This window comes from Oceaniovalibus sp. ACAM 378, assembly GCF_008085915.1.
In the GTDB taxonomy this organism is placed as follows: domain Bacteria; phylum Pseudomonadota; class Alphaproteobacteria; order Rhodobacterales; family Rhodobacteraceae; genus Oceaniglobus.
Genome location: NZ_VSJK01000007.1, coordinates 101,061 through 120,723, shown reverse-complemented (window position 1 = coordinate 120,723; position 19,663 = coordinate 101,061). Strand labels below are relative to the sequence as shown.

Below are 19,663 nucleotides of genomic sequence, written 5' to 3'. Positions count from 1 at the left end.
AGCGATTCTAATAAACAGAGGTAAAAATGAAGAAAACAGTATTTCTCGGCGCGCTGACCATCTCCGGCCTGCTGGCCGGTGCTGCTGCCGCCGCCACGTTGGATGACGTAAAGGCACGCGGCAAGCTGAACTGTGGCGTGACCACCGGTTTGACCGGGTTCTCCGAACCCGATGCCAGCGGCCGCTGGGAAGGGCTCGATGCGGCGGTTTGCCGTGCTGTGGCTGCGGCCGTCCTGAGCGATGCCGACGCTGTGGAATTCGTGCCACTTACCGCCAAGACCCGTTTCACCTCACTGGCCTCGGGCGAGATCGACATGATGGCCCGTGTCACCACCTGGACGCTGAGCCGTGATACCGATCTGAAATTCGATTTCGTCGGTATCAACTATTATGACGGTCAAGGCTTCATCGTTCCCAAGGCGCTTGGCGTGACGTCCGCCAAGGATCTGGATGGCGCGACCGTCTGCATCCAGACCGGCACGACGACCGAGCTGAACCTGGCCGACTTCTTCCGTGCCAACAACATCAGCTATGAGCCGGTTCCCGTCGAAACCGACGACGAAGCGGCCCAGCAGTATCTGGCGGGTGCCTGCGACACCTACACCACCGACGCTTCGGGTCTGGCCGCAACCCGTGCGGGTTTCCCGACACCTGCCGATCACGTGGTTCTGCCCGAGATCATCTCAAAGGAGCCGCTTGGCCCGCTGGTGCGTCATGGTGATAACGACTGGGCTGATATCGTCCGCTGGTCGCTGAACGCGCTGATCGCCGCCGAAGAATACGGCGTGACCCAGGCCAACGTTGAAGACAAGGCAGCGTCATCGGGCACCAACCCCGAGGTCAACCGTCTGTTGGGCACCGAGGGCGAATTGGGCGCGATGATGGGTCTGGACAAGGATTGGGCCAAGCGTGCGATCGCGGCTTCGGGCAACTATGGCGAGATCTTTGAGCGGAACCTTGGTGTGAACACGCCAATCGGTCTGGCGCGCGGTCTGAACGCCCAGTGGACCAATGGCGGCCTGCTCTATTCGCCGCCGTTCCGTTAAGTAATGCAGAAAAGGGCGCGGACTGGTTCCGCGCCCTTTTCACATGAAATGCAAACGAACAGCTTCGGACCGCCAGAGCGCGCAAAGCGCCGAAAAACGGAAACCGGACAGCCACAGGGATGGCACAATGTCAGCACTTACCGATCCGCCATCGGAATCCTTTCGGATTTCGATGCTGCTGAGCGATACGCGCTATCGCTCCTATACCTTTCAGTTCATCGCGCTGCTGTGCCTGATCGCTGCAGTGGCGTTTCTGGCACGCAACCTGATGAACAACCTCGAAGCGGCGGGATTGAATATCTCGTACAGTTTTCTCAACAGCGCCTCGGGCTATGACATCAACCAGCGCCCGATCGCATATGACAGCCAAAGCACCCACCTGCGTGCCGCGATCGTCGGAATCCTCAATACGCTGATCGTGGCGGTTCTGGCCTGTGTCACGGCAACCTTCCTTGGGGTGGCCGCCGGTGTGCTGCGGCTGTCCAACAACTGGATCGTCGCACGGCTGATGGCGATCTATGTCGAGGCATTCCGCAACATCCCCGTGCTGATCTGGATCCTGATCATCTTTTCGATCCTCACGATGAGCCTGCCTGCGCCGAATGCGTTCCGGGGAGACGATGCCACGTCCTCCATGCTGTTTCGTGCCTTCGCATTCACCAATCGCGGCATTTATACTCCGTTGCCGATCATGGGGCCGGGGGGCTGGTTGGTCGCTGGCGTATTTGTCGCCTCGCTGATTGGAATCTGGCTGTTTCGCAAATGGGCGACGAAAAAGCTGTTCGACGAAGGCCGGATGATCGCCACATTCTGGCCCTCTGTGGCGCTGTTCTTTATCCCGGCGCTGATTGCATTCTTCGTCTTGGGCATGCCGATCACGCTGGATTACCCGGCGCTCAAAGGGTTCAACTTTCAGGGCGGATTGCAGATTCGCGGATCGTTGATTGCACTTTGGCTGGCGCTTTCCGTCTATACCGGCGCCTTTATCGCCGAAAACGTGCGCGCCGGCATTCAGGCCGTATCGGTCGGACAGTCCGAGGCGGCGGCGTCTCTGGGGCTGCGACCCCGGCGGATCATGAACCTTGTCGTTCTTCCCCAGGCGCTGCGCGTCATCATCCCGCCGCTAGTGTCGCAATACCTGAACATCACCAAGAACTCGTCCCTCGCCATTGCTGTCGGATATATGGACATCACCGGAACGCTGGGCGGCATCACCTTGAACCAGACGGGGCGCGCGATCGAGTGTGTGTTGCTTCTGATGGCCTTCTATCTGGTGATCAGCCTGTCGATATCCACTGTGATGAACCTGTACAACAACGCAATCAAGCTGAGGGAGCGGTGATATGAGCGATACGCACGCCCAATCCGTCGCCTTCATGCGCGACACGATGCTGCCCGAAGCACCACCCCCCGAAAGCGAAGCCGGGGTGGTGAGATGGATACGGTCAAATCTGTTCTCGGGCTGGTTCAACACGATCCTGACCATCACATCGCTGTATTGTCTGTATCTGTTTCTGGCTGCGGTCGGACCCTGGCTGGTCAACGGTGTCTGGGATGCCGCCGATATCCGTGAATGCCGCGAAAAATTGCAGGGTGCGACGGGGGGCTGTTTTGCCGTCATCGCCGAGCGTTGGCCACAGATGATCTTTGGTTTCAAATATCCGTCCGAGATCTATTGGCGGCCCGCAGTCGCCTTTATCCTGCTGCTGGTTGCCATTGCTCCGGTGTTGTTTTCCAAGGTGTTCCCGGCGCGGATGTTGTATTTTTCGGCGCTCTATCCCTTTCTCGCCTATTATCTGATCTGGGGCGGCACCATCCTGATCCCGGTGATCGCTCTGCTCGGCTTTGCCGTGGGATATTTCGTTTATGCCCGGCAGGTGTATCGCTCTTTTGCTGTGGGCCTGTTTGGCGGCATTGCAGCGGCCGTTGCCACATGGTTCATCGGCGGTTTCATCACGGCCGCGCTCCCTGAATTTCTGGCCCTGCGCGAGGTGGCCAGCCGCGATATCGGCGGGTTCATGTTGAACCTGATACTGGGCACAGTCTGTGTGTCACTGTCGCTGCCGCTTGGCATCCTTCTGGCGCTGGGACGTCAAAGCGAGATGCCGGTGGTCAAGGGCATCTGCGTCGTGTTCATCGAATTCATTCGCGGTGTGCCGCTGATCACATTGCTGTTCGTGGCCAACGTGGTTCTGGCCTATTTCCTGCCGCCGGGCACCAATTTCGACCTGATCGTGCGGGTGATCATCATGATTACCATGTTCGCCAGCGCCTATATCGCCGAGGTGATCCGCGGCGGTCTGGCCGCACTGCCCAAAGGGCAATACGAGGCGGCGAATGCGCTGGGGCTGGATTATCCTCAGGCGATGCGGCTGATCATCCTGCCTCAGGCGCTGAAGATATCGATCCCCGGTATCGTCAACGTGGCCGTGGGGCTGTTCAAGGATACGACGCTGGTGTCGATCATCTCCATGTTCGATCTGGTCGGCATGGTGCGCGGCCCGATCCTGTCCAGTTCCGACTGGAACGGTGTCTATTGGGAGCTGTTCGGTTTTGCCGGCCTGCTGTTCTTCGTCGTCTGCTATGGCATTTCGCAATATTCACAGTGGCTGGAACGTCAGCTGCGCACAGATCACCGATAGGAAAGGGTCACAGACATGGCCGACACGACCCTCGCAAAAGATGCCACCGCTGCGCAGATGAAGATCAGCGAAGAAGTCGCGATTTCCATTGAAGGCATGAACAAGTGGTTTGGCACCTTTCACGTCCTGCGCGACATTGATCTGACGGTGTACAACGGCGAACGAATCGTCGTCTGCGGGCCTTCGGGTTCGGGAAAGTCGACGTTGATCCGTTGTATAAATGCGCTTGAAGAACATCAGACGGGCAAGATTACGGTGGATGGCACGGTGCTGTCCTCTGACCTGACAAACATCGACCGGATCCGCTCCGAGGTCGGGATGGTGTTCCAGCATTTCAACCTGTTCCCGCATTTGACCATCCTTGAAAACTGCACCCTCGCGCCGATCTGGGTCCGCAAGACCCCCAAGCGAGAGGCCGAGGAAATGGCGATGCACTTCCTCGAAAAGGTCAAGATCCCGGAACAGGCCGACAAATATCCCGGCCAGTTGTCGGGTGGGCAACAGCAGAGGGTGGCGATCGCGCGCAGCCTGTGCATGCGGCCCCGGATCATGCTGTTTGACGAGCCGACATCGGCGCTCGATCCCGAGATGATCAAAGAGGTTCTGGACACCATGATCGAGCTTGCCGAAGAAGGCATGACGATGCTCTGCGTGACACATGAGATGGGTTTCGCGCAGGCAGTGGCAAACCGGGTGATCTTTATGGATCAGGGGCAGATTGTGGAACAGAACGAACCGAAAGAGTTCTTTACGAACCCGAAATCAGAGCGCACCAAACTGTTCCTCAGTCAGATCCTCGGACACTGAGGGCGAGATCGGCAAATGCATCTTTGACCCCCGGCAGCGTGATTTAAAAGCAAAAATGCGGTGCTGGCTGCTGTGGCGCCGTCATCATCTCAGATCGCGGGGCACGGTGAAACCAACTGCGCGTCCGGTGCCGGGGCGCAGGGTGCGCCAACTGTCAGTATCGAATTCGGCGATCAGGGTCGCCCCCGTGGGAAAGACTGCGAAGCGATGGTGATCCGGCGCTTGGCTCAACATTGCTTCGGCCAGAACCGCGATCCCGGGGTTATGCGCAACGATCAGCACAGTTTCCGTTTCAGCCTTGGCCAGTTGCTCCAGTATCGTGCTGGGTTCGGCGTGATAAAGTGCCGCGTGAAAGCTGGCCGAGCAGCCGGGCAGGGCAGGGGACATACCGGCCCAGGTCTCAGTGGCCCTGCGCGCGGTGGACACCAGCGCCTGTCCCGGAATCAAGCCCTGTTCCGCCAGCCAGACACCCAATCGTGGCGCATCGGCCAATCCGCGCAGATTGAGCGGGCGGTCGTGATCGTCAAGCAACGGATCGTCCCAGTCGGATTTCGCATGGCGAGTGAGGATCAGTCGCAGGGTCATCTGGTAAAGGCTCTCATGTGGAAGGCGGATTGTTCGGGCAACCGTTCGTATTGCGCGTTGACCGGGCAGGAACGGCGCACGCGGCAGCCCTTCGTCATGCAGTCATGCCCTTCGGGTGAGGTGACAAAGGCCCGGCAGGCCGCCACGTCATAGCCTTTGGGCGTCAGGGCGGCGACCGGACAGGCAGTGCGGCAGGGCTGAGCGGTGCAACTGTCGCATTGGCACGGCGGGGCGGGTGGCAGCGTGACCCGCTGCGGCAGGGCAAGCGCGCCGCGATAGGATACGAACAACCCGGCCTCGTCATGCACCAACAGACCAACGGGCGAAGACCAGGCCCGCCCGCTGCGCTTGGCCCAAGTGATGAACGGATGCCAGGGCGGGCCGCCAAACGGGAACAGCGCGGTTCCGCCAAGGTTTTCGGCGACAGTTGCCAGAACGCGGGCCGACCAACGGTCGGGCGGATCGGCATTCCCGTCATTGAACTCTGCCGTGGCACGCACATGGGGCCAGAACCCCGGTTCTTGTGGGCCGACCAGCAGCAGCGAGCGGGTGCCGGGCGGCAGGGCTTCGTCCGCCCCGGCAGGAAAGCCGCCCATCACAGTCAGGAAATGCGGCTGTAACGCGTCCCTGACCGCCGCAAGGTTCATCGCGGATTGCGAATGATGCTGCCAGCGCCGTGATCGGTGTAAAGCTCCAACAGGCAGGCATTCGCCGCCCGCCCGTCCAGAATTACGGCGGCCCGCACGCCGCTTTCGATGGCGCTCAGCGCGGTTTCGACCTTGGGGATCATCCCGCCAGCGATTGTGCCATCGTCGATCATCGCAAGGATCTGGTCGGGAGAAAGTTCGGTGACGACATCGCCGCCAGCATCTCTCACCCCCGCCACATCGGTCAGCAGCAAAAGCCGGTCGGCCCGCAGCGACGCGGCAATCGCCCCCGCCGCCGTGTCGCCATTGACGTTGAAGGTTTCACCATTGCGACCGGCACCAATCGGGGCGATCACGGGAATGATCTCAGCCGCATGGAGCGAACGCAGGAACTCGGGGTTGAACGCCACGGGTGTACCGACGAACCCAAGCGAGGGATCGGTCTGTTCGCAAACCATCAGGTTGGCATCCTTGCCCGACAGGCCGACCGCGCGCACCACATCCCCCCCGGCGGCATTGATTGCCTGCACGAGCTTCTTGTTGATCAGGCCGGACAGGACCATTTCAACGACTTCCACGGTCGCCTTGTCGGTCACCCGCTTGCCGCGCACAAACTCGGATGTGATGTCGAGCCGTTCGAGCATGGCGTTGATTTGCGGCCCGCCGCCGTGCACGATCACCGGATTCACGCCGGTCTGCTGCATGAACACCACGTCGCGTGCAAAACTCTCCATGCCTTCATCGCTGCCCATGGCGTGACCGCCCAGCTTGATCACCACCGTCGCGCCGTCATAGCGTTGAAGGTAGGGCAGGGCGGCATTCAGGGTCTTGGCGGTGGCGATCCAGTCGCTTTTCATCGGGTCACGCTTTTTCATCTCTGTCCCTCGGTTGGCATCATGGTTAGTCTGTCAACTCGCCCTGCTCAAGGGCAGATCCCTATGAGGTTGCAAGTGGACGACATTCCCCGCCAGCGAACACTTGTCCTGACCGGCGCCAGCCGCGGGATCGGGCATGCCACTGTGAAACGCTTTTCAGCCGAAGGTTGGCGGGTTCTGACCTGTTCGCGCGAACCTTTCGATGCGCGTTGCCCATGGCCCGGCGGCGCGGCCAATCACATTCGCGTCGATCTGGCAGATCCCAACGACACGATCCGTGCGATCGGCGAAATCCGCGGCAAACTGGATGGCCAGTTGGATGCGCTGGTTAACAATGCCGGTATTTCTCCCAAGGGCGAAGACGGCGCGCGGTTGAACACGATCGAAACCGACCTGCGCACATGGGGCCATGTGTTCCACGTCAATTTCTTCGCCCCGGTGGTTCTGGCGCGCGGTTTGCAGGGCGAACTGGCCGCGGCCAAGGGCGCAATTGTCAACGTCACATCGATTGCCGGATCGCGGGTTCATCCCTTCGCAGGTGCCGCCTATGCCACGTCCAAGGCGGCGCTGGCGGCCCTGACGCGCGAGATGGCCCATGATTTCGGGCCGATGGGGGTTCGGGTGAACGCAATCGCGCCCGGCGAGGTGGAAACCTCGATCCTGTCACCGGGGACGGACAAGATCGTTGAAAAACTGCCCCTGCGCCGGTTGGGTCAGCCGGGCGAAGTGGCGGATGTGGTGTATTTCCTGTGCTCGGCCCAATCCAGCTATGTAACCGGAACCGAAATCGAAGTGAACGCTGGTCAGCACGTCTAAACACGCCGCTCTTTCCGCGCGTCTTTCGGACCGTCACGAACACCCAGCATGAAAGCAGCGAGGCTTTCCGATCCCGAACAAAGTTGACGGAATCGGAAAGCCCCGCTGCTAATTCAACGTCCGGATCATAGGGCTCAGACCTTGGCCTTTTCACCCGATGCGTCGAACATCGTATCATACTGCGTTTTCGAAGCGCCGTATGCCACGTCGGATTTCGAGATCAGCGTATAGAACATCGGCACGACAAACAGGGTGAACATCGTCCCGATCATCAGGCCGGTAAAGATCACCAGCCCCATTGCCTGGCGCGCTGCCGCTCCGGCGCCCTCGGCGATGATCAGCGGCACAACCGCCAGACCCATCGCGGCTGTTGTCATCAGAACCGGACGCAGGCGTGTCTTTGCCGCGGCCACAATCGCATCGCGGCGGTTCAGGCCATGCTCATCCCGTTGCTGGTTTGCAAACTCGACGATCAGGATCCCGTGTTTGGTAATAATCCCGATCAGCGTGATCAGCCCCACCTGCGAATAGATGTTCAGCGTCCCCAGCCCGAGGTTCAGCGGAAGAATCGCGCCAAAGATCGAAAGCGGCACCGACATCAGGATAATGAACGGGTCACGGAAGCTTTCGAATTGGGCGGCAAGCACCAGATAGATCACGATAACTGCCGCTGCAAAGGCGAACAGGATCGTGTTGCCCTGGGCGACCTCCAGCCGCGACTGGCCGGTATAGTCCAGAAAGAACCCATCAGGCAGGACGTCCCGCGCGATTTCCTCAAGCTGGGCCAGACCGTCACCTGTCGATGTGCCGATCGAGGGCAGCGCCGATATAGTGGCCGAATTCAACTGGTCGAACTGTTCGATCGACGCGGCACTTGCTCCGGTATTGACCGACACGACCGAGGACAGAGGCACCATTTCCCCGCTTGAGGAGCGCACAAAGAACTGGCCCAGACGCTCGGGGTTGTTGCGCCATTCGGGCGGCACCTGCGTGATGATGTCATAGCTGTTGCTGTCCAGATCGAACTGCGCGACGGCATTGCCGCCCACCAGCAGCCCCAGAGTGTTGCCGATTTCCGATATCGGCACGCTGAGACTTGCCGCACGGTCGCGGTCGATTGTCACCGTTACCTGCGGGGCGTCAAAGCTGAGCGAGTTCTGAACCACGATGAAACGGCCCGATGCCATGGCTTTTGTGCGGACTTCCTCGGCGATTTCGACCACCCGTTCGGGGGAATAGATCGACTGGATCACCAAAGATACCGGCAGGCCGCCGCCCGCGCCGGGCAGGGAGGGTGGCGCGAACACAAAGCCCTCGACGCCGGTGTTCTTGCCAAGACGGGCCTGAATGTCGGCCTGTACTTCCTTCTGGCTGCGATCGCGGTCGGCCCAATCCTTGAGCGACCAGATATAGATACCGGTGTTGTTGGCGCCGCCAAAGCCCGCGATCGAGAAACCCACATCGACTTCGGGGACATCCGCCGTGTCTTCGGTCACTTTGTCGATATAGAGCGAGGTATAATCCTTGGTTGCATAGCGCGGCCCGTTCAGAAACGCGAAGAGCGCGCCCTGATCTTCTTCGGGGGCCAGTTCGGTGGTGGTGTTCATGAACATGAAACCCGTCGCCCCAAGCAGCGCCAGAACCATCAGGAAGGTCACGGGGCGGTAGTCCAGCGATGAGGACACGCGCCGTTCGTACCAGTTCGACACCGTATCCGAGGTGCGGTCGACGATCCGCTGAAAGCGTCCGGGCGTGCCATCGCTGAGCAGTCGCGCAGCCATCATCGGTGTGATTGTCAGTGCGACGACCCCGGAGATGACCACAGCCCCGGCAAGGGTCAGCGCAAATTCTGCAAACAGGGCGCCGGTCAGTCCGCCGGTAAAGGCGAGCGGCGTAAGAACCGCCGCAAGGGTGATGGTCATGGCAAGGATGGCGCCGGTGATCTCTTGCATGCCGACAATCGCGGCGCGGGCGGGGGTAAGCCCTTCGTGGATATGGCGGTGAATATTCTCGACCACCACAATCGCGTCATCGACGACAAGCCCGATGGCAAGCACCATGGCCAGCAAGGTCAGCAGGTTGATCGAATAGCCCAAGGCCAGAAGAAGTGTGCAGACCCCGATCAGCGACAGCGGAATCGTCGCAACGGGCATGATCACCGAACGGAACGAGCCAAGGAAAAGCAGGATCACCAATACCACGATCACCACAGCTTCGGTGATGGTCTTGAACACTTCCTTGATCGACGCGCTGATCGTCTCGGTGGAATCGTAAACCATCGTCAGGGACATGCCTTCGGGCAGGCTTGCGTTCAGCGACGGCAGTTCGTCCAGAACGGCCTGCGCCGTGGTAAGCGGATTGGCCGCAGGGGTGGCTGTAATGCCGATGAAGGTACCGCCCTTGCCGTCAAAGGTCACGATCTCGTCCTGCTCCTTGGACGCGAGCTCGATCTTTGCCACATCGCGCAGTCGCACAACGCCTGTCGAGGTGTTGATCAACGGCAGATTGCCAAAGGCTTCGGCCGTTTGCAGCGTCGATTCCAGTGTGATCGAATAGCTGACATATTCGTTTTCGGTCTTGCCGGGGGCAGAGAGGAAGTTCGACGCCCGGATGGCACCCAGAACTTCGCTGGCCGTGACGCCGCGCGCCGCCAGCCGCAAAGGATCGATCCAGACCCGCATGGCATAGTTTGCCGCACCGATGATCTGCATCTCGGCCACGCCATCGATGGTCGAAACCCGAGGGCGCACAACACGCTCAAGGTATTCGGTCAGCTGCTCGGGCGTCATGTTCGGGTTTTGGGCGGCAAGATACATCAGCGCGAATGTCTGGCCCGTCCCTTTGGAGATCACCGGATCTTCGGCGTCACCGGGCAGTTTCCCACGGACCTGTTGGACCTTGGACATCACCTCGGTCAATGCAACGTCGGGATCGGAACCCAGTTTCATCTGCACCGACACAACCGAGGCAGAAGGCCGCGACTGGCTGGTGACGTAATCGATGTTCTCCGTCGTGGAAACCGCTGCAGAAATCGGCGAAGTGACAAAACCCTGAATCAGTTCCGGGGCGGCACCGGGATAGACCGTGGTGATCGTCACCACGGTTTCCTCGACCTCCGGGTACTGGCGCACCGGAAGGCTCAAGATGGATTGAAGACCCAGCAGGATGATAAGCGCGGCCAGCACTGAAGACAGCACCGGACGGCGAATGAAAATCTCGGAAATGTTCATGGTGTGGTCCCTATTCCAGCGACGCTTTGGGCGAGACCGTATTGTCGATCACCACGGCGGCACCACCCGTCAGTCGGTTCTGGCCCGCGTTCACGACTTCGTCGCCTGCGGTCAGACCCTTCGATATTTCCACCATGCTGCCCGAGCGGCGTCCGACATCGACGAACACCTGTGTCACGCTCAGCGCATCGTCTTCGCCCTTGCGCACGACGAAAACGGAATCGCCATAAAGGCTGGAGCTGACGGCAGTCTGCGGCAGGACCAGAATGCCTTCCTCAACCGGAAGGGTGACCCGCACCCGCAGGAACTGTCCCGGGAACAGCGTCCCATCGGTGCCTTCGATCAATGCGCGGACGCTCACCAAACGGGAAACCGGATCGACGCGCGGCTCGACCGCGATGATGCTTCCTGAATACTGCGTTTCCCCCGCCTCGGTCTTTGCGGTGACTGGGGCGCCGATCGACACGCGGGAAATTTCCTGCTCGGGAACAGTGAAATCTACCTGCATGCGCTCAAGATTTTGCAGCGTTGCATAGATCATCCCGGGCGTCACATATTGACCCGGCTCGACCTTTGAGATGCCGATGACGCCACTGAACGGGGCGCGCATTTCCTTTTGGTCCAGAATTGCCGTCAGTTTGGCAACCTGCGCGCGCGCGCTTTTTTCCTGAACTTCGGCGGTGTCCACTGTGTTGGTGGTGCTGATGCCGCGTTCCTGAAGGGTCTTGTTCCGCTCCAGCTGTGTGACGGCCAGATCAAGAGATGCCTGCGCGGCACCCAGATCGGCTTGCTCGATGCGTTCGTCAATCTGTACCAACTTTTGATCCAGGACGACTTTGTCATTGGCCTTGAACAGGACGTCACGCACCAAACCGCCTGCCTCGATCGCCAGATCGACACCCTGCGCCGACAAGGCGGTGCCGATGGCATCGATGCCGGAATTCCAGGCGATGGGCTCGACTTCCACAACCGATACCGCCACGGGGGGCGCCTTCCTGCCAGCAAAGAACTCTGCGATCATCTTGTCGCGGAACTGGTTGAACCAGACGATTCCGCCCACGACCAACCCGAGCAGTACAATTGCTATTGCGAGGCGCTTTTTCATTGATATCTCCGGCCGTTGGGGGAACATGAACGCAAAATTCCAACCGTTCGCAGCCGAAGCTCTGAATTATGCGTGGTGCTGAGTCCTATATTGTGCCGCGAATGTCAATTTTGAGAGCGGAGTTTGATGTAACAAAAATTTGTAACCTGCGGCGTAACCGGTTTCGGCCTTCGTGTGCCGGGCGCTGGATTTTTCTGGTTCCGTCGCGTCAACTTTGGCAGATGAAGACCGGTCAGCGGTGACGACCCAAGGCGATCGACCGGAAATCCTCTTTTATTATTGGCCCCACCGGGAAACCTGCGGCCAATTCAAACCACAAGGGGTGATTTCCTCGAACAGGTTGTGAGGCCAAATTGAAGGTGATGTCTCAGGCGCCGGGGCGGTAAACCGGCGCGGGCCTTTGTGCAACAGCGTCGGACATCATCCACGGTATCGCAGTCAATCTGTCGGCTTCTCTTGTGATCGTGAGCGTTTTTTAACACAACGGCATAATTGACCGGCCTCAAACCAGGAGCTTGCGTGTCCCTTTTTCTCGTTGTTGCCCTGCCCTTTCTGGGGGCGATGCTTCCGGGTCTGATGAATTCGGCTGGCCGTAAGGCCTGTGCCGGGGTTACATTTACGGTCAGTTTGCTGGCCCTGATCGGGCTTTTGACGAATCTTCCTGCCGTGCTTGCGGGTGAACTCGTGACGGCGCGGTTCGACTGGATTCCGCTGCTCGGGCTGAACTTTACGCTGATGCTGGATGGTCTGGGGTTCTTTTTTGCCGCGCTGATCCTGACCATCGGCCTGTTGATCATCGCCTATGCGCGGCACTATCTTGCCCGCGAAGACAACATGGGCGAGTTCTTTACCTATCTGCTGCTGTTTCAGGGCGCGATGGTCGGTATCGTGCTGAGCGACAACGTCCTGCTTCTTCTTGTGTTCTGGGAACTGACCTCGCTCTCCTCTTTCCTGCTCATCGGCTATTGGAAGCATCTTCCCGAAGGCAGGCAGGGCGCGCGTATGGCGCTGACTGTGACGGGCATGGGTGGCCTTGCGATGATCGCGGGGATGCTGATCCTCGGTCAGATCGTCGGCAGCTATGATCTGAGCATCATCCTGCAAAGCCGCGAGGTCATCCAGTCCTCACCGCTTTACGTCCCGGCGCTGATCCTGATCCTGCTGGGATGTTTCACCAAGTCGGCACAGTTTCCGTTTCACTTCTGGCTGCCGCACGCGATGGCCGCACCGACGCCGGTCTCGGCCTATCTGCATTCCGCCACCATGGTGAAGGCGGGGATATTCCTGATGGCGCGGATGTGGCCGGTTCTGTCGGGCACGCCGGAATGGTTCATGATCGTCACCACGGCGGGCCTGATTACCATGGTTCTGGGGGCAGTGATCGCGCTGTTCAAACATGACCTCAAGGCGCTGCTGGCCTTTTCGACGGTCAGCCATCTGGGTCTGATCACCATGCTGCTTGGCACCGGCACCGCCTTTGGCGCCATGGCCGCGATGTTCCATATCCTGAACCATGCGACGTTCAAGGCGGCGTTGTTCATGTCGGCAGGGATCATCGATCACGAGACGCACACGCGCGACATCCGCAAGCTGGGCGGTCTGCGCCATCTGATGCCCGTCACCTTTGTCATTGCCACGCTGGCGGCACTTTCGATGGCGGGCATACCGCTTTTGAACGGCTTCCTGTCGAAAGAGATGATGCTGGAAGAGGCCTATGACACCACCCTGTTCGGCACGCCATGGCTGCTGCCGGCGCTGGCCGTCTTCGGCTCGTTGTTCTCGGCGGCCTATTCTTTCCGGCTTATCGGCCACGTCTTCCTTGGCCCGGTGCGCAACGATTATCCGGCAAGGCCTCACGATCCGGGCATGGGTTTGTGGCTGCCACCCGCGCTGCTGATCGTGCCGGTCGTGGTGATCGGTCTGATGCCGTCGTTGGCCGAGCCTTTCGTGAAAATGGTCACCGCTTCGGTTCTTGGAACGACAGCCGATGTGCCGGATGCTCATTTCAAGATCTGGCACGGACTTGTTCCGCCGCTGTATATGTCCATCGTCGCGGTTGTGGGCGGTCTGCTGATGCTGGCGGTCTTCACGCCTGCCTTGCGCCTGTGGGACGGTGCGCCGCGCCCCGAGGCCAAGCGTATCTTCGACAGTATCATTGCGGGCACCGTATCGCTGTCGCGTGGATTGATCCGGCCGCTGCATGACGGAACCTTCACGAGATACGCAGCGATCATGGTGGTGACGGTCATTGCCGTGGGCGCCCACGCATGGGTCACCGGCACGGTCGGCCCCGCGACCCGCGCGCCGCAGCCTGCCAATGTGGTGCAGTTCGCCGGTTGGCTGATGCTTGTCCTGACGGCCTGTGGACTGGTCGTCTTTCATCGCAACCGTCTGCTGTCGCTGATCCTGATCGGGATCGTCGGGCTTATGGTATCTGTGGGCTTCGTGTTCTTCAGCGCGCCGGACCTCGCCATGACACAGCTCACGGTCGAAGTGGTGACGATCATCCTGCTGTTGCTGGCGTTGAATTTCCTTCCCAACCGCACCCCGGTTGAAAGCACCATCCTGCGCCGTGTCCGTGACGGTGGCATCGCGGTCGCGGGCGGTTTTGTGGCGATGGGGTTGACCTATTACTATCTGTTGCGCGATCCCGTCGCGCCCAGCATATCCGAGTTCCACCTTGCCAATGCCTATAAGGGCGGTGGCGGGACCAACGTTGTCAACGTGATCCTCGTGGATTTCCGTGGCTTCGACACCTATGGCGAGATTATCGTGCTGGGCATCGCGGCGCTGTTGATCTTTGCCCTGACCGAGTCGCTGCTGTCGGGGCCGGTTCGCGCACGGCTTCTTAATCGCAAGCCTGATCAGGCCCGCGCGGGCGGCAGCCATTCGTTGATGCCGGTTGTCCTGACCCGGGTGATCATGCCGGTTGTGCTGATGGTCGGGTTCTTCATCTTCCTGCGCGGACACAACGAACCCGGCGGCGGATTCATCGCGGGCCTGATCGTCTCGATCGCCTTTGTGATGCAATATATGGCCAGTGGATTTTCCTGGACCTCTGAACGGCTGCGCTATCCCTACCACGGGGTGATCGGGGCGGGGGTTCTGATCGCCGGGCTGACGGGTGTCGGATCGTGGTTCTTCGGCAAACCGTTCCTGACCTCGGACTTCACCTATGTCCGTATTCCGCCTTTCGAGAAGTTCGAACTGGCGACAGCCGCCCTGTTTGACCTTGGCGTGTTTCTTGCCGTGTTCGGCGCGGTGATGCTGTCGCTTGAAAGCTTCTCGCGGCTGGCGCGTCGGGCGCATGTTCCGGGGCGCGAACCGCCCGAGGACAGCGACCATTCGCGCCGCAAATCGGCTGGGATGGAGGCTTAACATGGAATTTCTTGTCGCTTCCGCCATCGGCTTTCTGACCGCCTCGGGTATCTATCTGGTGCTGCGTCTGAGAACCTTTCCCGTCATCATGGGCACGTCGCTTTTGACCTATGCGGTCAATGTGTTTCTCTTTGCGTCCGGCGGGCTGACCGTCGGAGGGCCGCCGATATTGACCGACGCGCTCCTGTATACGGACCCGCTGCCGCAGGCACTTGTGCTGACGGCGATCGTGATTTCCTTCGGGATGACCGCCGTTGTCGTGATGATTGCGCTTGGTGCCTATCTGGGGGGGGATGACGACCATGTGGATGACCCTCTGATCGATCCCCCGACGGATGTACCGCCAGATGTCCCCTCTGACCTCCCGACCGACCTTAGGCCCGAGGATGCCCAATGATGCACTGGATCATCCTTCCCATCGTTCTGCCGGCGTTTCTGGCGCCGTTCCTTATTCTGGCGGCACGCCACCACATCAACATTCAGCGCGTCATTTCGGTTGCTGGGATGGTCGTTCTGCTGGCGATCTCCGCTGGCCTTGCCATACAGGCTTCCGACGGCGCTGTGACACTGTACCAGCTGAGCGATTGGGCCGCGCCCTTCGGGATCGTGCTTGTCGCGGATCGTCTGTCGACCCTGATGGTCCTGCTGACCGTACTGTTGTCGCTGCCGGTGCTGCTTTACGCAATCGGGTCCGGATGGGACGCGCGGGGGCGGCATTTTCACCCGCTGTTCCAGTTTCAGATCATGGGCATCATGGGGGCGTTCCTGACCGGCGACCTGTTCAACCTCTTCGTCTTTTTCGAAGTGCTGCTGATCGCGTCCTATGGGCTGATGATCCACAGCGGAGGCACCGTGCGACTGCGGGCCGGGACGCAATATGTGCTGTTCAACCTTCTCGGCTCGACCCTGTTCCTTTTTGCGCTCGGGGCGATCTATGCCGAAACCGGAACGCTTAACATGGCCGATCTGGCCCAAAGGGTGCAGCTTATCGGTGCAGACGCGACGGCAGGTATCCGTGTCGCTGCCGTTCTGCTTTTGATGGTCTTTGCGATCAAGGCTGCGGTGGTGCCGCTGCATTTCTGGCTGCCGTCCAGCTATGCCGAGGCTCCGGCGCCGGTTGCCGCCCTGTTCGCGATCATGACCAAGGTCGGCGCCTATGCGATCATCCGCGTCTATACATTGATCTTTCCCCCCGAGCTGGAGGCAGTCACGGGCCTGCATGGCTGGTGGCTTTTGCCTGCCGCACTGTTGTCGCTTGCTGTCGGCATGATAGGCGTGTTGGCGGCCAGACGGCTTGACCGGTTGGTGGCCTTTGCGGTTATCGGATCGATGGGCATGGTGATGGTGTCTATTTCGCTGTTCACCCCGGCCGGGATCGCGGCGGCGCTGTACTATATCATTCACTCCACGCTGGCCGCCGGTGCGCTGTTCCTGATCACGGATCTGGTGCGCAGCGGGCGGGCATCTCTCGAATTTTCAGCGCAACCGCCCATTGCCGGGGCGAGCCTGACGGCAGCGCTGTTTTTCGTCGTTGCCATCGCCTTGGTCGGGTTGCCGCCGCTTTCGGGATTTGTGGGCAAGTTGCTGATCCTCAACGCCGCCTACGACACACCACAGGTCGTTTGGATCTGGGCGATCGTCCTAGGCACAAGTCTGATCAGCCTGATTGGCTTTTCCCGCGCCGGTTCGGTGTTGTTCTGGAAGGCGCGCAGCGTGCCCCCCGAACCGGAAGCGACCCCGGCTGCGCGACCACCGGCCCTGTGCTTTGTTGCTGTCGGTGGGCTTGTGGCGCTGCTGGTGGCGCACACTGTTTTCGCGGGGCCGATGACCGGATATACTGCGGCGATCGCGCAACAACTCTTTGCGCCGGACCGCTATGTCTCGACGGTTCTCGACACGCCGGGCAAGCTCTCCGATTCTTCAGACGAGGCGCATTGATATGAGGAATGCCATCCAACGGCTGCTGCCCCATCCATACCTCACGTTGCTTTTGGCCGTTGTGTGGATCCTGTTGCAGGCCGAATTCACGCCCGGAATGGCGGTCTTTGGTCTGATCATCGGCATCGTGATCCCCATCGGGACCGCCCGCTGGTGGCCCGACCGGCCGCAACGCCTGTCCGGTTGGCGCATGTTCCTGTATTGCCTTCTGGTGATGTGGGACATCATCGTCGCCAACGTCCAGGTCGCGTGGATCGTACTGACGAAATCGAACGACCGGATGCGCCCCGCCTGGATTGTCATCCCGCTGGACCTGCGCACGCCCGAGGCGATTGCCATCCTTGCCAGCACGATCACGCTGACCCCCGGAACCGTATCCGCGGATCTGTCGGACAGCGGTCGTTTCCTTCTGGTGCATGCGCTCGATGCATCAGACCCGGACGCGGTGCGCGACGATATCAAGAACCGATACGAGCGACGTTTGATGGAGATATTCCGATGACCCTCGCGACAGATCTGATGAACTGGGCGCTTTACGCAGCCTTCGTGATCGTGGCCTTGGCGCAGATCATGGCGATGGTCCGCCTGTGGATCGGCCCCGGCACCGGTGACCGCATCCTTGCGCTTGATACAATGTTCATCAACGCAATCGGGCTGATCGTGCTGCTGGGCATCGCGCAGGGCAGCGCGATCTATTTCGAGGCCTCGCTGATCATTGCCATGCTGGGCTTTGTGTCGACCGTCGCCTATGCCCGCTTTGTGCTGCGCGGAGACATCATCGAATGACACTGCAACTCATCGCCACGCTGGCAATTGCGATCCTGCTTGTGATTGGTCTGATCTTTTCTTTCGTCGCCGCACTTGGCCTGCTCAAGCTCAACGATGCGATGATGCGGCTGCATGCGCCGACAAAGGCAGGCACGCTGGGCACCGGCGCATTCCTTCTGGCATCGATGATCCACTCTTATGCATTTGGCGCGGGATCGCTGCACGAACTGCTGATCCTGGCTTTTCTGTTCGCGACGGCGCCGGCCTCGGCCAATTTCATGGCGCGGGTGAATATGCACAAGCGCGAATGTTCCCCGCCCCCGACGTTGCCGGGAGACGAGATGTGGTCGACACTGAACGTGCCCGAAGAAGATCGCGAGATCGAGGAAATGCAGACCTGAACCGGACTGCGCCCCGGCATTCTGCGGCCCATCCGCTGTGGGGTTTGGACACTTGACGCGACAGACATGTCTGGCGATTTTTTCCGCCACATGCGGCGCGGGAATTTCAGACTTCATCTCTGATTGCGCTTGAATGCTCCTTGGCATGGACATTTCCGGAAACGGCGGATTATCTGTCTCCAAGGCGGGTCGCTAAGGTTGACTGACACGCTGCTTGCAAGACTTTACCAACTCGGGAGGAGACAACATGGATCGTCGTTCATTCATTCGCAGTGCAGGGGTTATCGGGGCTGGCGCTGCCGCCAGCGGTCTGGCCGCTCCGGCCATTGCGCAAGGCAATATCACCTGGCGTATGGTCACGACCTGGCCAAAGAACTTTCCCGGTCTTGGGGTTGGTGCACAGCGTCTGGCGGATCGCATCACGGCTGCTTCGGGCGGTCGCCTGACCGTTCAGGTCTATTCCGCAGGCGAATTGGTTCCGCCGCTTCAGTCGCTGGATGCCGTGATCGATGGCACCGCAGAAATGAGCCATGGTGCCGCCTATTACTGGCAGAACAAATCGCCAGCACTGTCGTTCTTTACCGGCGTTCCCTATGGCATGACCACGCCCGAGTTGACGGCATGGGTCCGCTTCCTTGGCGGTCAGGAAATCTGGGACGAGATCTATGACCAGTTCGGCGTACAGGGCTTTTTGTCCGGCAACACCGGCACACAGACCGGCGGTTGGTTCCGCAACGAGCTGAAAAGTGTCGAAGACGTCAAGGGCATCCGTTTCCGCACCCCCGGTCTGGGTGGTCAGGTCTGGGAGAAACTGGGCGCGACAGTCACCAACATGGCAGCGGGCGAGATTTTCCAGGCGTTGCAGTCGGGCACTCTGGATGCCGCCGAATTCGTCGGCCCCTATAACGATCTGGCGCTTGGCTTCCATCAGGTCGCCAAGAACTACTATATGCCGTCCTTTGTAGAATCGGGGCTGGCGACCGAACTGGTCGTCGACAAGAAAAAGTATCAGGACCTGCCCAACGATCTTCAGGCGATCATCCGCGATGTGTCACAGGCGGAATACGATCAGGTTTCGGCCGACTTCATCGCCAACGATCCGCGCGCGTTGAAGACGCTGATCGACGATCATGGCGTGATCGTGCGCAACTTCCCCGATGACATCATGGAGGCAGGTGCCAAGGCGTCGATCGAAGTGGTCGAGGAACTGCGCAACAGCGACGACCCGCTGGTCAAGAAGACCACCGAAAGCTTCATCGAGGCACTGAATCTGGTGCGTACGCGCACCGAAATGATCGATTCGCCCTATGTTGCCGCGCGCGAAAAGTATCTCAAGTACTGAACGCCGCGTTTACGGCAAATGAAACGCCCGTTGGAAACACCGGGCGTTTTTTTCTGCGCGCTTGCGCGTTTCCGCCCAAATCT

17 protein-coding genes are annotated in these 19,663 nt (G+C 59.9%); 12 read left to right on the top strand and 5 right to left on the bottom strand.

Annotated elements, in window-relative coordinates:
• Positions 1-26 precede the first annotated feature (26 nt).
• From FQ320_RS10915 to FQ320_RS10900, 4 genes are all read left to right on the top strand, one after another.
• On the top strand, positions 27-1,046 hold the full coding sequence (locus FQ320_RS10915; protein WP_148472122.1) for an amino acid ABC transporter substrate-binding protein: 1,020 nt from the start codon (positions 27-29) through the stop codon (positions 1,044-1,046).
• A gap of 127 nt (positions 1,047-1,173) precedes the next feature.
• A complete protein-coding gene (locus FQ320_RS10910) occupies positions 1,174-2,388 on the top strand; it encodes an amino acid ABC transporter permease (protein WP_148472120.1) in 1,215 nt (404 codons plus the stop codon).
• 1 nt (position 2,389) lies between these two features.
• A complete protein-coding gene (locus FQ320_RS10905) occupies positions 2,390-3,688 on the top strand; it encodes an amino acid ABC transporter permease (RefSeq protein ID WP_148472118.1) in 1,299 nt (432 codons plus the stop codon).
• 15 nt (positions 3,689-3,703) lie between these two features.
• The gene (locus FQ320_RS10900) at positions 3,704-4,495 is read left to right on the top strand and encodes an amino acid ABC transporter ATP-binding protein (RefSeq protein ID WP_148472116.1); all 792 of its coding nucleotides are present in this window, start codon (positions 3,704-3,706) and stop codon (positions 4,493-4,495) included.
• An 84-nt stretch (positions 4,496-4,579) separates the two neighbouring features.
• Here FQ320_RS10900 and FQ320_RS10895 read toward each other — a convergent pair whose 3' ends face one another.
• The 3 genes from FQ320_RS10895 to argB are packed head-to-tail and all read right to left on the bottom strand — an operon-like array spanning position 4,580 to position 6,602.
• The gene (locus tag FQ320_RS10895; protein WP_148472114.1) at positions 4,580-5,080 is read right to left on the bottom strand and encodes a histidine phosphatase family protein; all 501 of its coding nucleotides are present in this window, start codon (positions 5,078-5,080) and stop codon (positions 4,580-4,582) included.
• Entirely contained in the window at positions 5,077-5,727 is a 651-nt protein-coding gene (locus FQ320_RS10890) for a ferredoxin (protein ID WP_148472112.1), read from the bottom strand. The genes FQ320_RS10895 and FQ320_RS10890 overlap by 4 nt, the downstream gene beginning before the upstream one ends.
• Positions 5,724-6,602 (bottom strand): acetylglutamate kinase, encoded by an 879-nt coding sequence (argB, locus tag FQ320_RS10885; RefSeq protein WP_148472110.1) that lies wholly within the window; start codon positions 6,600-6,602, stop codon positions 5,724-5,726. The genes FQ320_RS10890 and argB overlap by 4 nt, the downstream gene beginning before the upstream one ends.
• A 63-nt stretch (positions 6,603-6,665) precedes the next feature.
• On the opposite strand from argB, the gene FQ320_RS10880 reads away from it, so the two are divergent.
• Positions 6,666-7,418, top strand: coding sequence for an SDR family NAD(P)-dependent oxidoreductase (locus tag FQ320_RS10880; protein ID WP_187393864.1), 753 nt, complete (start codon positions 6,666-6,668; stop codon positions 7,416-7,418).
• A 134-nt stretch (positions 7,419-7,552) separates the two neighbouring features.
• Here the strand turns inward: FQ320_RS10880 and FQ320_RS10875 are convergent, their stop codons facing one another.
• Both FQ320_RS10875 and FQ320_RS10870 read right to left on the bottom strand, forming a co-directional pair.
• Complete coding sequence (locus FQ320_RS10875) at positions 7,553-10,648, bottom strand: efflux RND transporter permease subunit (RefSeq protein WP_148472108.1); 3,096 nt, start codon at positions 10,646-10,648, stop codon at positions 7,553-7,555.
• 10 nt (positions 10,649-10,658) lie between these two features.
• Positions 10,659-11,753 (bottom strand): efflux RND transporter periplasmic adaptor subunit, encoded by a 1,095-nt coding sequence (locus tag FQ320_RS10870; protein WP_148472106.1) that lies wholly within the window; start codon positions 11,751-11,753, stop codon positions 10,659-10,661.
• Between the two features lie 519 nt (positions 11,754-12,272).
• Between FQ320_RS10870 and FQ320_RS10865 the strand changes: the two genes are divergently transcribed.
• The 7 genes from FQ320_RS10865 to FQ320_RS10835 all read left to right on the top strand — a co-directional run bounded on the left by FQ320_RS10865 (position 12,273) and on the right by FQ320_RS10835 (position 19,580).
• Positions 12,273-15,131, top strand: a complete 2,859-nt coding sequence (locus FQ320_RS10865; protein WP_148472104.1) for a monovalent cation/H+ antiporter subunit A — start codon at positions 12,273-12,275, stop codon at positions 15,129-15,131.
• Position 15,132: 1 nt separating this feature from the next.
• A complete protein-coding gene (locus FQ320_RS10860; protein ID WP_255509465.1) occupies positions 15,133-15,528 on the top strand; it encodes a Na+/H+ antiporter subunit C in 396 nt (131 codons plus the stop codon).
• Positions 15,525-17,069: a monovalent cation/H+ antiporter subunit D gene (locus FQ320_RS10855; RefSeq protein WP_148472102.1), complete on the top strand. Its 1,545-nt coding sequence runs from the start codon at positions 15,525-15,527 to the stop codon at positions 17,067-17,069. The genes FQ320_RS10860 and FQ320_RS10855 overlap by 4 nt, the downstream gene beginning before the upstream one ends.
• Before the next feature lies 1 nt (position 17,070).
• Entirely contained in the window at positions 17,071-17,571 is a 501-nt protein-coding gene (locus tag FQ320_RS10850) for a Na+/H+ antiporter subunit E (RefSeq protein WP_148472101.1), read from the top strand.
• Positions 17,568-17,855 (top strand): K+/H+ antiporter subunit F, encoded by a 288-nt coding sequence (locus FQ320_RS10845; protein WP_148472099.1) that lies wholly within the window; start codon positions 17,568-17,570, stop codon positions 17,853-17,855. Before FQ320_RS10850 ends, FQ320_RS10845 begins: the two co-directional genes overlap by 4 nt.
• Positions 17,852-18,238 carry a monovalent cation/H(+) antiporter subunit G gene (locus FQ320_RS10840; RefSeq protein WP_148472097.1) on the top strand — a complete coding sequence of 129 codons (387 nt, stop codon included), beginning with the start codon at positions 17,852-17,854 and terminating at the stop codon, positions 18,236-18,238. The genes FQ320_RS10845 and FQ320_RS10840 overlap by 4 nt, the downstream gene beginning before the upstream one ends.
• A gap of 247 nt (positions 18,239-18,485) precedes the next feature.
• Positions 18,486-19,580 carry a TRAP transporter substrate-binding protein gene (locus tag FQ320_RS10835; RefSeq protein WP_148472095.1) on the top strand — a complete coding sequence of 365 codons (1,095 nt, stop codon included), beginning with the start codon at positions 18,486-18,488 and terminating at the stop codon, positions 19,578-19,580.
• Positions 19,581-19,663: the final 83 nt, after the last annotated feature.

Coding starts and splice junctions, on each gene's coding strand:
- FQ320_RS10915 (WP_148472122.1), top strand. CDS start 27: ATGAAGAAAACAGTATTTCTCGGCGCGCTGACCATCTCCGGCCTGCTG.
- FQ320_RS10910 (WP_148472120.1), top strand. CDS start 1,174: ATGTCAGCACTTACCGATCCGCCATCGGAATCCTTTCGGATTTCGATG.
- FQ320_RS10905 (WP_148472118.1), top strand. CDS start 2,390: ATGAGCGATACGCACGCCCAATCCGTCGCCTTCATGCGCGACACGATG.
- FQ320_RS10900 (WP_148472116.1), top strand. CDS start 3,704: ATGGCCGACACGACCCTCGCAAAAGATGCCACCGCTGCGCAGATGAAG.
- FQ320_RS10895 (WP_148472114.1), bottom strand. CDS start 5,080: ATGACCCTGCGACTGATCCTCACTCGCCATGCGAAATCCGACTGGGAC.
- FQ320_RS10890 (WP_148472112.1), bottom strand. CDS start 5,727: ATGAACCTTGCGGCGGTCAGGGACGCGTTACAGCCGCATTTCCTGACT.
- argB (WP_148472110.1), bottom strand. CDS start 6,602: ATGAAAAAGCGTGACCCGATGAAAAGCGACTGGATCGCCACCGCCAAG.
- FQ320_RS10880 (WP_187393864.1), top strand. CDS start 6,666: ATGAGGTTGCAAGTGGACGACATTCCCCGCCAGCGAACACTTGTCCTG.
- FQ320_RS10875 (WP_148472108.1), bottom strand. CDS start 10,648: ATGAACATTTCCGAGATTTTCATTCGCCGTCCGGTGCTGTCTTCAGTG.
- FQ320_RS10870 (WP_148472106.1), bottom strand. CDS start 11,753: ATGAAAAAGCGCCTCGCAATAGCAATTGTACTGCTCGGGTTGGTCGTG.
- FQ320_RS10860 (WP_255509465.1), top strand. CDS start 15,133: ATGGAATTTCTTGTCGCTTCCGCCATCGGCTTTCTGACCGCCTCGGGT.
- FQ320_RS10855 (WP_148472102.1), top strand. CDS start 15,525: ATGATGCACTGGATCATCCTTCCCATCGTTCTGCCGGCGTTTCTGGCG.
- FQ320_RS10850 (WP_148472101.1), top strand. CDS start 17,071: ATGAGGAATGCCATCCAACGGCTGCTGCCCCATCCATACCTCACGTTG.
- FQ320_RS10845 (WP_148472099.1), top strand. CDS start 17,568: ATGACCCTCGCGACAGATCTGATGAACTGGGCGCTTTACGCAGCCTTC.
- FQ320_RS10840 (WP_148472097.1), top strand. CDS start 17,852: ATGACACTGCAACTCATCGCCACGCTGGCAATTGCGATCCTGCTTGTG.
- FQ320_RS10835 (WP_148472095.1), top strand. CDS start 18,486: ATGGATCGTCGTTCATTCATTCGCAGTGCAGGGGTTATCGGGGCTGGC.